Below are 13,276 nucleotides of genomic sequence, written 5' to 3'. Positions count from 1 at the left end.
GCTAGATCGTCACCACCGCTTGATCACCATCACCCTCAGCCCGCCCTCGACATGCCGGTGTCTATTGCTCACCGGCCGGGCACCGCAGATCTACTCTTCCCTCAACCAGCAGTCACGCACCCTTGTCACCGTCGGTTCGTAGGCCTCTCCCCACAAGAGGAGACCCATGTTCCGACGTTTCGTCCTCGTCCTCGCCGCCGCACTGTCCACCCTCGCGGCGCCCGTCCCCGCGGCCACCGCCGACACGGCGGTCCTCAACGTCGCCCACCGGGGCGCCTCCGCGTACGCGCCCGAGAACACGATCGCGGCCTTCGAGCTGGCCGGCCGGCAGCGGGCCGACATGTTCGAGCTCGACGTCCAGGAGACCAAGGACCACGAGCTGGTCCTGATGCACGACACCACGCTGTCCCGCACCACCGACGTGGAGCGCGTCTTCCCCGGCCTGTCGCCGTGGAACGTCGGCGACCTCACGCTCGCGCAGATCCGCAAACTGGACGCGGGGTCGTGGTTCGGCGGCAAGTACGCCGGGGAGCCGGTGCCCACGCTCGGCGAGGCGCTGCGCGCGATGAGCGGCTCCGGCATGGGCCTCCTGCTGGAGGTCAAGAAACCGGAGCTCTACCCGGGCATCGAGGAGCGCATCGCCACCGAGCTGCGCCGTCATCCCGGCTGGCTGGCGCCGGGCAAGCTGGTGGTGCAGTCGTTCAACTGGGAGTCGATGCGGACGTTCCACCGATTGCTGCCCGACGTGCCGATCGGGCTGCTCGGGACGCCGTCCACTGCCCAGCTGCCCGAGCTCGCGAAGTTCGCCGACCAGATCAATCCGCCGTACACCGGGCTCACGGCCGCGTACGTGCGCCGCGTGCACGCCCTCGACATGAAGGTCCTCACCTGGACGGTCAACAGTGCTGACGCGATGCGCCGGATGGTGACGTACCGCGTCGACGGCATCATCACCGACAAGCCTGACGTCCTGCACGACGTGCTCGACACCTGACTATCATGACGTCCCCGAAGCGTCGGACCTCTATCTCAGGGGGACAATGAAATCCTTCACGTACGTCGAGCCATCCGAGCCCCAACCCGAGATCCCGCTCGCCGGCGGGGACGTCACCGAAGGGGTCGTGCGAGCCGGCGACACGGTACGCCGCCCGGTCGGCCCCAACGCCCCGCTCGTCCACGCGTTGCTGCGGCATCTGGAGAGGGTCGGGTTCGCGGGAGCGCCGCGGTTCCTCGGCATCGACGCGGCCGGGCGCGAGGTGCTGACCTTCGTCCCCGGCGAGGTCGCCGGGCGGCCTCGGCCGGCGTGGATCGCCGACGAGGAGCGGCTGGCCTCCGTCGGGCGGCTCGTGCGCGACTACGACGACGCCGTCGCGGGTTTCGTCATGCCCGAAGGGGTGCGGCCGAACTTCGGGTTCTCCGAGCCGCCGGGCATGCCGCCCGCGCCGCCCTACCCGGCCGAGGTGGTCGGGCACATGGACTACACGCCGGACAACATCGTCTTCCGGGACGGCAGGGCGGTCGCACTGATCGATTTCGACATCGCCAAGCCGGTCGCCAGGGTGGACGGGGTGTGCAACGCGATGCTGTACTGGGCGCCGCTCTCCGACCCCGTCGACGCCGACCCGCTGCTGCGGGACGTGGACGTGCCGCGCCGCTGCCGGATCCTCGCCGACGCCTACGGGATGTCGGACGTCGACCGCTCCCGGCTCGTCGAGGTGGCCGTGCTGCGGACGCGGCGATCGTGGTACTCGATGAAGCAGATCGCCGAGGAGCGGGGCGGCGGCTGGGCCCGCATGTGGGAGGAGGGCGTCGGCGAGCAGATCAAGCGGCAGGAGGCGTGGCTGGAGCGCAATGGCGCGGCCATCGACGCGGCACTGACCACACCGTGACCCTGCGGCACTGACCCCACCCTGACCCCGCGGCGCTGACCGCAGCCTGCCCCTTATCGAAGGCCGCCACCTCTCCTCTGAGGCTTTCGGCTGAGGCTTTCGGCGTACAGGCCGGAGGGGGACCTGGAACTCCCCAGATCCCCCTCCGATCATGCCGGTATGTCGCGCCCGCGGCTACCGTGCCACTGCGTACTGGGACCTGCTGGGAGTCATAGGTACGCCGAGTTCGACCCATCACAGGCGACTGAGCAGTCCGTCGCGTGGGCCGTCTATTTTCTGCTGCCGTCCCTGCATCGCGAATGTCCCGACGAGCCCACCCCGGTCCGATGCTGTGGGTGTTCACAGGAAAGCGGCCCTGGCAAGCTTCCGTGAAGCCGGGATGTGCCCCGTTGGCTTTGGAGGTCTCCACCAGCACCGTTTGTAGGTCAGTGCTGACACCACCCGGACCAGGAGAGCACCCTAGTGTTGGTGGGAGTTGACACCACCCTGGCGGGCGCGCAAGCGGAGCGCGTCCGAGCAGATTGAGCGGAGGTGGGCGTATGTCGGCGACGAAGCTCCTGGTACTCGGTATCGTGCACCTCTCCGGCGGCGCGCATGGCTACCAGGTGCGGTCCGAACTGCAGAGCTGGGGTGCGGAGATTTGGGCCAAGATCAAGCCCGGCTCGATTTATCACGCGCTGAAGAAGGCGGCGGCTGATGGCCTCCTCACCGAACACGCCGAGCCGGGCAACTACGGGCCGGAGCGCGTTCTGTACCGCGCGACAGCTCGGGGACGTGACGAGATAGTCGAACTGGTCCGCGACGGTCTGCGGCGCACCCATGACCCCACCATGCTCGACGCGGCCATCGCCATGTTGCCCATGCTGACCAGGACAGATGCCATCGCGCACGTTAACGAGCGGGTCGCGCGCCTGGAAGCGGAGCTCGCAGGGAAGGCCAAGGGGTGGGAGAACCCGAACCCCGACATTCCCGAACACGTCCGCGATCAGGCCGAACTGTGGGCGGGACGCGCACGCACCGAACTGGAGTGGGCGAAGAACCTGAGCAAACGACTGTCTGAGGGCGCCTACACCATGGCCGATGATCCGGGTTCGTGGCGAACGGTCCACGATCCCCTCAAGATGCGCTTCTAATCAACCTTGACTAGACGTTTCCTCCTCGCGTACTCTGGCCAAGTAGTCAAACTTGACTAGCTCAACCAATCCGTTCGCAACACCGAGAGAAGGAATCGAACCCATGGGAAAGCTCGCGATCGAGACAAGCAGGTTGAGCGGAGGTGGGCGTATGTCGGCGACGAAGCTCCTGGTACTCGGTATCGTGCACCTCTCCGGCGGCGCGCATGGCTACCAGGTGCGGTCCGAACTGCAGAGCTGGGGTGCGGAGATTTGGGCCAAGATCAAGCCCGGCTCGATTTATCACGCGCTGAAGAAGGCGGCGGCTGATGGCCTCCTCACCGAACACGCCGAGCCGGGCAACTACGGGCCGGAGCGCGTTCTGTACCGCGCGACAGCTCGGGGACGTGACGAGATAGTCGAACTGGTCCGCGACGGTCTGCGGCGCACCCATGACCCCACCATGCTCGACGCGGCCATCGCCATGTTGCCCATGCTGACCAGGACAGATGCCATCGCGCACGTTAACGAGCGGGTCGCGCGCCTGGAAGCGGAGCTCGCAGGGAAGGCCAAGGGGTGGGAGAACCCGAACCCCGACATTCCCGAACACGTCCGCGATCAGGCCGAACTGTGGGCGGGACGCGCACGCACCGAACTGGAGTGGGCGAAGAACCTGAGCAAACGACTGTCTGAGGGCGCCTACACCATGGCCGATGATCCGGGTTCGTGGCGAACGGTCCACGATCCCCTCAAGATGCGCTTCTAATCAACCTTGACTAGACGTTTCCTGCTCGTGCACTCTGGCCAAGTAGTCAAACTTGACTAGCTCAACCAATCCGTTCGCAACACCGAGAGAAGGAATCGAACCCATGGGAAAGCTCGCGATCGAGACGAGAGGGTTGAAGAAGAGCTTCGGCAAGACCCACGCGGTCGCCGGTGTGGATCTGGCCGTGAGCGCCGGGGGCGTGTACGGCATGCTCGGTCCGAACGGGGCGGGCAAGACCACCACGATCCGCATGCTGGCCACGCTCCTGCGCCCCGACGCCGGAGAGGCGCAAGTGCTCGGCTACGACGTCGTGCGTGACGCCCAGGCGGTGCGAAGCAGGGTGGGCCTTACCGGGCAGTTCGCGTCGGTCGACGAGGACCTCACCGGGGTGGAGAACCTGTTGCTGCTCGCCAGGCTGCTCGGCTACTCACGCCGCCGAGGCAGGCGGCGAGCGGCCGACCTGCTCGACGCGTTTGGCCTCGCCGAGGCGGCCGACCGGCAGGTGAAGAAGTACTCCGGCGGGATGCGCCGGCGCATCGACATCGCGGCGAGCCTGGTCGTCACCCCCGAACTGATCTTCCTCGACGAGCCGACCACCGGGCTCGACCCGCGCAGCAGGAACCAAGTCTGGGAGATCGTCAGGGGCATGGTCGCCGAGGGCGCCACCGTGTTGCTGACCACTCAGTACCTCGACGAGGCCGACCAGCTCGCCGACCGGATAGCGGTGATCGACCACGGGAAGGTCATCGCCGAGGGCTCGAGCGGCGAGCTCAAGGCATCGGTCGGCGCCGGCTCGCTGCACGTACGGCTACGTGCGCCCGAGCAGCGGGCCGAGGCCGAACGGGTCCTCGCCGGCGTCCTCGAGGTGCCGGCCGAGCCGTCCGCCGACCCGGCCGCGCTGTCCGCGCGGATCTCCGACCCCGAGCGGGTCGCCCGCGCCCTGGCCGAGCTGTCCCGCAGCGGCATCGACGTCACCGAGTTCGCGCTCGGTCAGCCGAGCCTGGACGAGGTGTTCCTCACCCTGACCGGACACACCGCCGAGGAGACACCCGAGGAGGATGCCGCATGAATGCCACGACCGCAGAGCAGGCGTCGGCGCCGGTCACCGAGGACGCGCTGCGCAGTGTGCTGTTGGCCGGCGAGCGGCCGTCTCGCCCCGGCCCGGTGCTCACCTCGTTGACATTCGGCTGGCGCGCTTTGCTGAAGATCAAACACGTCCCGGAGCAGCTCGTCGACGTGACCATGTTCCCGATCATGTTCACGCTGATGTTCACCTACCTGTTCGGTGGCGCGCTCGCCGGGTCGACTCAGGAGTACCTGCAGTTCCTATTGCCGGGCATCCTGGTGCAGGCGAACGTCATGATCACCATGAACACTGGCATTACGCTGAACACCGACATCCAGAAAGGCGTTTTCGACAGGTTCAGGTCGCTCCCGGTGTGGCGGCCGTCGCCGCTGGTCGGCGCCCTGCTCGGCGATCTGGTGCGCTACTCGATCGGGTCGGCGATCGTCATCATGCTCGGCCTGGTCCTAGGGTTCCGGCCGGAGGGTGGCGCCGTCGGCGTGGTGCTGTCGGTGGTGCTGCTGCTGGTGTTCTCGTTCTGCCTGTCGTGGCTGTGGACGATGCTCAGCCTGATCCTGCGCACGCCGAACTCGGTGGCGGGGGTCAGCATGATGGTGATGTTCCCGCTGACGTTCGTGAGCAACATCTTCGTGGACCCGAAGACGATGCCCGGGTGGATGCAGGCGGTCATCGAGGTCAACCCGATCACCCACCTGGCGACCGTGGTACGCGGCCTGATGCACGGCTCGGTGCCCGCCGGGGAAATCGGCTGGGTGCTCGTCTCGTCCGTACTTCTCGTCGCGGTCTTCGGTCCCATCACCATGGTCCTCTACCGCAACAAGAAGTAGATGCCGCTACCGCGAGCACTTGGTCGACATCAACTCCGACAACCCGGCCCACTCGGCCAACGCCATCACCGGTACCAGGCCCGGACACGACAAGGAGAGACGCATGAGCACCATCCCCAAGAACAACTCGGAAACCGTTGCGCACATGCCCGGGCGGGCGAGCAGCATCGGCGTCTGGATTCTGCAAGTCGTCCTGGCGGCGATAATCGCCGGCGGCGGAATCTCGAAGCTCGCCGGCGACCCGGTCATGGTGGACATGTTCGCCGACATCGGGGCTGGCCAGTGGCTCCGGTACCTGGTCGGAGCGCTGGAGGTCGCGGGAGGGGTTGGACTTCTGATCCCGGCTCTGGCGGGCCTGGCCAGTCTCGGGTTGGCGGCATTGCTGACCGGTGCTGTCATCACCGATCAGTTCGTGCTCGAGCAGAGCCCTTGGCTGCCGCTCGCCTGTCTCGTCGTGGCGGCCGTGATCGCAAGGGCGCGGTGGTCGCGCACCGAGGCCGTCGTCGGCACGCTGCTCAGGCGCTGAGACAAACCTCTCGAACGGAGATGTGAGATGAACGAGATGGCCTTTCGCGTGACATCAAACGATGGCACCGCCATCGCCTACGACCGGAAGGGAAGCGGCCCGGCTGTCGTCCTGGTAGGCGGCGGACTGGACGACGGAGCCGAGAACGCTCCCTTGGTACCTGCTCTCGCCGAGCACTTCACGGTTTACAACTATGCCCGTCGGGGACGCGGCGCGAGCGGCTTCACCGAGCCCTACGCCGTGGAAAGGGAGATCGAAGACCTGGATGCGTTGATCGCGGAGGCGGGCGGCTCGGCACACCTGTTCGGGGCGTCCTCTGGTGGCGCGCTGGCGCTGGAAGCCGCCGCGGCCGGGTCAGCCATCGACACGATCGCCGTGTGGGAGGTGCCCTACGTGGTCGGGGACGACATACGCCCGCGATTCGAGGAGTACATCGCGGACACCCGACGCGCCTTCGACGCCGGGCGAGACGAGGAGGTTCTCGAACTGTTCATGCGCGTGACCGGCGCCTCCGACGACAACATCGCGGCCAGGAAAGCGGCAGGCAAGCAGACGGCGCATTGGGCGGATTCGGTCGCCCTCGCGCCCACGCTGGTCCACGACAGCGTCTTCCTCAACCGCTACCAATTGCCGGCCGATCGACTGGCAACGGTCACCCAACCGGTCCTGGTCACCACCGGAGGACCGATCACGGTCCCCTACATGGCAGGCCTGCCCTCGGACTTCTTCGACCGCGCGGCCGACGAGCTTGCAGACCTACTACCCCACGCTCAACGGGAGACCATCGAGGGGCCGGATCACGTCGTCGATCCACAGACCGTCGGCCCGCTGTTGCTACGGTTCTTCAGCAGCGAACACTGAGGGGCCCGCGAGGTGTTGCGGGAAGACCGATTAGGCACCGCGCAAGCAGATCTTCGTCGCGCCAGGGACACGGGGCGGACAGGTGGTGTCGAGGTTGATGTCGTCGGCGGCATCACAGGCCTGATCCTGGGCGTGCTCGTCACCAACGTCTTCGTCACCACGCAAGGCCGGGCCGTCGTACTGACCTGGGCTTCAGTGGGACTCGACCTGGCCTACTCGCTGCTCATCGGCTCCGTCGTCGGTCGTACCCCGCACTCCGGGCCGAGTCAGTACCGCCCACCGAAGCCCTGCGCAGCACATGACCAGGCACCTCGGTAGGGCCAGTGATTCCGGGCTGTGGTCGCATGCGGTCACCGTTCCCGGGCGGTGGCCCGGTGCCGAAAGTCGTGCCCACGGCGTGCTCACGTCAGGAGTGCCACCGATGACGCAGCCGCGTTCCCGGGTCGACCTGTACGCGGCGATCCGACGGGATGCCCGATCTGGGATGTCCAACCGCGCGCTGCAGCGCAAGCACGGCGTCGGCTTCCGAACCGTGACAGCGGCGCTGGAATCTGCATGGCCGAAGGAGAGAAAGCAACCGCCCAAACGCGGCTCACGGCTTGACGCGTACCGAGTGGTGATCGACGACTGGCTGCGCTCGGACCTCGACGCACCGCGGAAGCAGCGACACACGGCGAAGCGGATCTTCGATCGACTGCTTGACGAACATGACGGGGCCGGGGTGGTGTCGTACTGGATGGTCCGCGAGTACGTCGCCACCCGACGCCGTGAGATTCGCGTCGAGGTCGGACGGGAACCTGCCAACGCGTTCATCCCGCAAGAGCACCTCCCGGGCCGCGAGGCCGAGGTTGACTTCGGCGACGTCGCCATCCACCTGCGCGGCGAGCTCGTAACCTGCGCGCTGTTCAGCCTTCGGCTCTCCTACTCGGGCAAGGCCGTGCACAGGGTCAGTGCCTCGGCTGGGCAGGAAGCCTTCTTCGAGGGTCACGTCCACGCCTTCAACGTGCTCGGCGGGGTGCCGACCGGGAAGATCCGCTACGACAACCTCAAGGCCGCCGTCGCGAGCGTGATCGGGTTCTCCCGCCAGCGGGTCGAGGCCGACAGGTGGACCGCCGTCCGTTCCCACTACGGCATCGAAGCCTTCTATTGCCAGCCCGGAATCCAAGGTGCGCACGAGAAGGGCGGCGTCGAGGGACAGATCGGCTGGTTCCGACGCAACCACCTCGTCCCCATCCCAGAAGTCGACTCCCTCGCCGAGCTCAACGCTATGGTCGACGCCTGGGACGAAGCCGACGACGCCCGGCGGATCGGGTCCCGCGCCCGCACGGTCGGGGAACACTTCGCCACCGAGCAGCCACTCCTCGCGCCCCTTCCGACCGAGCCGTTCGCGACCGGCCGCTGGTTCACCCCGCGCGTGGACCGGTACGCCCAGGTCACGGTCCGGATGAACATGTACTCCGTGCCCGCGCGCATGGTCGGCCGTCAAGCCCGGGTGCTCCTGAACGCCAGCGACCTGGTCGTGTTCGACGGCAGGACCGAGATCGCCCGCCACGAACGGCTCATGACCAAGGGCTCGACCCGGGTCGACCTGGACCACTATCTCGAGGTCCTCCTCCGCAAACCGGGCGCGCTACCCGGTGCGAAAGCGCTGGAGCAGGCCAGGGCATCCGGGCGGTTCACGCCCGTTCACGACGCCTGGTGGGCCGCGGCCTGCAAGGCCCACGGTGACGCCGACGGCACCCGTGCCCTCATTGAGGTCCTGATGCTGCACCGGCACCTTCCACACGACCACGTCGTCGCCGGACTCGCGACGGCGCTGCGTGCAGGCGCGCTCACCGCGGACGCTGTCGCGTTGGAAGCGCGCAAGTACAACGACACAGCAGATGGCGGAGCCGACGACACGACAGCGGACCACCAGTCCCTGATGAGCGGCGACAAGGCACGCGGAGAAGGCGAGATCCCTGCCGTGCGATCGCTGACCGAGCGCCGGCTCCGCGCCCACATCCCGGCCGACACTCGGCCGCTGCCGAGCGTGGAGAAGTACGACCAGCTGTTGGCCAGCCGACGTGACACCCCGAACGAAGGAGCCGCACCGTGACCACCAAGCGCCGTGGAATGACCGAAGAAGCAGCCGACGCCGCGATCGACCAAGCGTGCCGGATGCTGCGAATGCCCACCATCCGCAACTCCTTCACCGACTACGCCGACCGGGCAGGGCGTGAGCAGATGTCTTACCGCGGGTTCCTCGCCGAACTATTGCTTGCCGAGTGCGACGATCGCGCCCGACGCCGGTCCGAACGCCGGATCAAGGCCGCCAAGTTCCCCCGCGAGAAGTCCCTGCGGGCCTTCGACTTCGACGCCAACCCCAACATCGATCCCGCCGTGATCCACACCCTCGCCAAGTGCGAATGGGTCCAGAAGGGACAGCCGCTGTGTCTGATCGGGGACTCCGGCACCGGCAAGTCCCATCTGCTGATCGCACTCGGCACCGAGGCCGCCATGGCCGGCTACCGGGTCAAGTACACCCTGGCGACCCAGCTTGCCAACGAGCTCGTCGAGGCCGCCGACGAGATGACGCTGGCGAAGACCATCGCCCGCTACGGCCGCGTCGACCTGCTGTGCATCGACGAACTCGGCTACATGCAACTCGACCGCCGCGGCGCGGAACTCCTCTTCCAGGTCCTCACCGAGCGTGAGGAGAAGGCCTCGGTCGCGATCGCGTCCAATGAGTCCTTCGGCGGCTGGACCAAGACCTTCACCGACCCCCGGCTATGCGCAGCCATCGTCGACCGACTCACCTTCGGCGGCACCATCCTCGAGACCGGCACCGACTCCTACCGTCTGGCCCAAGCCACAAAGCAGCGGACAACCTGACACCCGTCGGGCGCGGAAGCGGTGTCGACGCAAACCAACATCCGCGGCACCGACACGTGCCCGGCGGTGTCAGAACTCGCCAACAAGCGGTGTCGGACGAAACCTCCGCAGCCACCCCGTGCGCCGGCAACACTCCATCACGGGTAGCGGAAGTGTCAGCGAGCGCCCTGGCAGCGGTCCGCCTCAGTGATCCTCGACGATGAAGCAGGCCCGCTCGTAGAGTTCGTCGAATGTGATTATCTCGACGTCCTGGATGGATCTCCGGTACAGCTCGAAGGAGCTCATCTTTTCCGGGTTCACGGCACCGTTGTGGGTGAACTCGCGCAGGCTCCCGATCACCACGACCTGTCGCGGGCGAGTGGTGGACAGTTCGACGTCTGTTGGGGTGCCGTCGTCCTCGTAGATCCGGGTGAGGAGCTGGCTGGAGATGAGCTGCTGGGCCTTGCTGGCCGTCTTCTGCACCTGTGCCACGCCGCCGCCGAGCTCCTTGGATGCCTGGTAGACGCCCACGCGGTACGGGGCCTTGGAGAGCAGTTCGGTATCGTGGGTCTTGATCTCGCAGAAGAGCATGCTGCTGATCAGACCCTTGGACCGCATGATGGCGTCGATGCGTTTCCCGGCTCCGCCGAAGATGTTGGCGCCGGTGGTGATGCGTTCCAGTTTGCCGTCGTCGATGGACTCGCAGGCGATGAGGTTGAGGCCGTAGCCGAAGATCCACTGATTCGCCTCGAAGAAGGCCTGCCAGACCGCCTCCGCCCCGCGTGTCGTCGCCAGGCTCTCCTCCTGCCGGAAGTACTCCGGATCGGTCAGCAGGCGCTCAAACCTTTTGAGCTGTTCCTTGCGGTTGCTGATCAGCCGGATGTCCTCTTCTGTGAGCCCGCCGCCGATAGCTGTCCTGACTGCACCGAGAACCATCGTCCGGTCCTGACCGGTCAGTAGCTGGGCCAGTTGGGCCTCGTCGCCAGCCACGAGCTGGAGGGAGTCGCCGGGCGTGCTCAAGCCGGTGCAGCCCTGGAGGAAGTTGATGACTTTCCAGAAGTTCTCGTGGACGTCCCCGGTATCGACGAGCGCCTTGACGGCCCGGGTGGTCCCGGTCTCAGGCACTGTCAGTGTGGTGGAGGATTCCCCAGCCTTCTTCTTGTCCTTCTTCCAGAGCTTGATCCTCGGCGTGAAGGTGTCGCCCTTCTTGATGATGGTGACGCTGCACAGGGTCGCTACCTGCGGCCGGTCGTCCAGGATGAAGTCCGTGATCATCCGGCTGGCGCGGGTGTCATAGAGGTAGTGAAACCCGCTGCTGTCCTGCGAACCGCGGATCTCTAGGTCGGTGAAGTTCCTGCGGGTGACATCGAACTCGGTGGTGGAGAAGGGGAGTCGGAAGCCTCGAACGGTGGGGGTCGCGGGCGCTGCGGCTTGGGTCCGCCAGTCCGGCGGGATGTGGGGCAGCGGGCGGGTGTCGCCTTCGACCACCAGGTCCTGGACGTCGATGCGTCCGAGCTGGATGAGCACGGACTGCAGCGTCTGCCAGATCACCTCCTTCACCTCCAGCGTGCAGGTGGGCAGAAGCTCGCGCTCCACCGTCAGGACCGCCTCGTAGGTGGCGTCGGTCCAACCGTCGCCAGGTGTGGGATGGAAGAAGCCGCCGTCACGGCGGAGGGTCAGGACCGCAGTGCGGAGCAGGTCGCGTGCGGTCTCCTCGCCAGCGCAGTCCAGGAGGCTGAAGGTCTGGCCCAGGACCAGGTCGAGCTTGCCCGTGTCCTCATCCTCCAGCGGCAGCGGGACCAACGGGCCACTAGGCGGAACTCGTACCGGCTCATACAGAGGGCGGCCCGAGAGGAACTCGTACGGACGCAGACCCCATCCGTCGGGTGCCAGAAGCAGGTTCAGTTTCTCGACGTGCTTCATAGCCTCGTCGACGTCGGCCGCCACTTCAGGATGAACCATTCGTGCCAGAAAGGTGAGCAGTACCTCATCCGGTCCGTGGGAGAGCTCCAAGCGGGAGTCCTCGAAGATCCAGTCGTCGGGCAGGTCTTGGTTGTTAAACCGGTGCTGCTGGATATCGGCGCGGACAGTTGGAAGGTGGCTGTTGCCGACTGGAGGTCGATCCAGGTCGTAGAGGCCCTCCAGGAACGTGACCTCGTCCATTTTGCCCCACCAGGGGCGCGATATCCCGCGCAGGTAGGTGAAGATGTCGCGTCGCGTCACCGCCGTGATGGTAGGCGGCTCGTTCGCTCTGACGGGAGCGGTGGAAGTCATGCGTCCAGGATGGACGGTTAGGCAGTAGGGCGCCGGACAATTGGGACTTTCACCTCGTCGAACACGTTGGTTCCCGCACTCGCTCCACCCTTTCCACATCCAGGTGCGAAGACATAACCCACACGAAATCATCATGCACCCGCAGGGGCCCCGCGACCCGTGACGGATCGTAATCGGAGCGCGGTGGCACACCACCGCTTCACGAAAAATCTTGCCAGGGCCGCTTCGGCATGTACACCGGCGTAGACACAGCGATGGTGCTCATGTGGTCAGCGTGCCTGTCATAGGATTCCGAGTTCGTCGAGGAGATCCTCCGGATCGTCATCGCCATCCTCGTCGAGGGTTTCAAGTCCTGGGTCGAAGAGGTCAAGATCCTCGGCATCTTCATCCCGGAGGACTTGTCCCCAATAGTTCGCGTAGATGCCGCCAGCCTTATTAACCCAGTCCACGGCGGTGGTGATGTGGAGGTCGAGGAGCCGGGCCAGAGTCCTTGGTTGGACGGTCGTGCCCAGCTGGAACAGCACGGTGTTGCGCATCGCTCGGGCGTGGATGCCGTACTTGGCCAGCCGGACGCCAAGTCGATCGGAGGATAGATGGGTTCCGGCTCCGTCTCCGAGGAAGAGCCACTTGGCGTTTTCGACGAATGGTGCATTCCGGCGAGGACCCTGCCCGAGCAGCTCGGCGATGTGCCGACCCATCGGCTCGGGTAGCTCTAGCCAATCCTTACCCAGCTTGATCCGTGGGGGCGTGGATGCTGGGTCGACGCTCTCTCGTTCGATGCTGGCGATCCGAGACAGGTGCTGACCGTAGAGGACGACGAGAAGACCGGCAACGCGAACGTCTGCGGGAAACCCTTCTTCATGAAGCAGTCTGTGAGCCAAGTCGATGCGCAGCTGATAGTCCTCGACGGCGGGTGGGGATTGGGGCATCCGCAACGGGATCGCGGATATCGGAAGGTGAGGAGCCCCGCGTTCTCCGGACAGCTTCCTGATGATCACTTCATGCTGCGAGCTGCCGGCTCAGGTACTCGTTGTGGACCTCAAGCGGAGTCCGATACCCGTTTGCGGAATGAAGCCTGCGCCGA

At 66.2% G+C, this 13,276-nt stretch carries 12 protein-coding genes; 10 read left to right on the top strand and 2 right to left on the bottom strand.

The annotated features are described in order from the left end of the window. Positions 1 to 166: 166 nt before the first annotated feature. The 10 genes from ID574_RS01930 (at position 167) to istB (ending at position 9,939) form a co-directional block, all read left to right on the top strand. A complete protein-coding gene (locus tag ID574_RS01930) occupies positions 167 to 994 on the top strand; it encodes a glycerophosphodiester phosphodiesterase (RefSeq protein ID WP_188187024.1) in 828 nt (275 codons plus the stop codon). Positions 995 to 1,040: 46 nt separating this feature from the next. Further along, positions 1,041 to 1,889 (top strand): aminoglycoside phosphotransferase/kinase family protein, encoded by an 849-nt coding sequence (locus tag ID574_RS01925; RefSeq protein ID WP_188187023.1) that lies wholly within the window; start codon positions 1,041 to 1,043, stop codon positions 1,887 to 1,889. 539 nt (positions 1,890 to 2,428) lie between these two features. Beyond that, positions 2,429 to 3,022, top strand: coding sequence for a PadR family transcriptional regulator (locus ID574_RS01920; protein ID WP_188187022.1), 594 nt, complete (start codon positions 2,429 to 2,431; stop codon positions 3,020 to 3,022). A 151-nt stretch (positions 3,023 to 3,173) separates the two neighbouring features. Then, on the top strand, positions 3,174 to 3,767 hold the full coding sequence (locus ID574_RS01915; protein ID WP_188187022.1) for a PadR family transcriptional regulator: 594 nt from the start codon (positions 3,174 to 3,176) through the stop codon (positions 3,765 to 3,767). A gap of 103 nt (positions 3,768 to 3,870) precedes the next feature. Continuing rightward, positions 3,871 to 4,836: an ATP-binding cassette domain-containing protein gene (locus tag ID574_RS01910; protein WP_188187021.1), complete on the top strand. Its 966-nt coding sequence runs from the start codon at positions 3,871 to 3,873 to the stop codon at positions 4,834 to 4,836. Further along, complete coding sequence (locus ID574_RS01905; protein WP_188187020.1) at positions 4,833 to 5,678, top strand: ABC transporter permease; 846 nt, start codon at positions 4,833 to 4,835, stop codon at positions 5,676 to 5,678. Before ID574_RS01910 ends, ID574_RS01905 begins: the two co-directional genes overlap by 4 nt. Before the next feature lie 103 nt (positions 5,679 to 5,781). Beyond that, entirely contained in the window at positions 5,782 to 6,204 is a 423-nt protein-coding gene (locus ID574_RS01900) for a DoxX family protein (protein WP_131988985.1), read from the top strand. A gap of 27 nt (positions 6,205 to 6,231) precedes the next feature. Further along, positions 6,232 to 7,065: an alpha/beta fold hydrolase gene (locus tag ID574_RS01895; protein WP_188187019.1), complete on the top strand. Its 834-nt coding sequence runs from the start codon at positions 6,232 to 6,234 to the stop codon at positions 7,063 to 7,065. Between the two features lie 421 nt (positions 7,066 to 7,486). Then, positions 7,487 to 9,163 carry an IS21 family transposase gene (gene istA / locus ID574_RS01890; RefSeq protein ID WP_188187018.1) on the top strand — a complete coding sequence of 559 codons (1,677 nt, stop codon included), beginning with the start codon at positions 7,487 to 7,489 and terminating at the stop codon, positions 9,161 to 9,163. After that, a complete protein-coding gene (gene istB, locus ID574_RS01885) occupies positions 9,160 to 9,939 on the top strand; it encodes an IS21-like element helper ATPase IstB (protein WP_106536463.1) in 780 nt (259 codons plus the stop codon). Before istA ends, istB begins: the two co-directional genes overlap by 4 nt. Before the next feature lie 183 nt (positions 9,940 to 10,122). Here istB and ID574_RS01880 read toward each other — a convergent pair whose 3' ends face one another. Both ID574_RS01880 and ID574_RS01875 read right to left on the bottom strand, forming a co-directional pair. Next, entirely contained in the window at positions 10,123 to 12,141 is a 2,019-nt protein-coding gene (locus ID574_RS01880) for a Shedu anti-phage system protein SduA domain-containing protein (RefSeq protein ID WP_262495930.1), read from the bottom strand. Positions 12,142 to 12,473: 332 nt separating this feature from the next. Continuing rightward, positions 12,474 to 13,190, bottom strand: a complete 717-nt coding sequence (locus ID574_RS01875) for a hypothetical protein (RefSeq protein WP_188187016.1) — start codon at positions 13,188 to 13,190, stop codon at positions 12,474 to 12,476. Positions 13,191 to 13,276 lie beyond the last annotated feature (86 nt).

The sequence above is a fragment of the Nonomuraea sp. SYSU D8015 genome (assembly GCF_008065375.1).
In the GTDB taxonomy this organism is placed as follows: Bacteria; Actinomycetota; Actinomycetes; order Streptosporangiales; family Streptosporangiaceae; genus Nonomuraea.
Note: the sequence above shows the minus strand (reverse complement) of the source record. Positions and strands in the feature narration are given on the sequence as shown.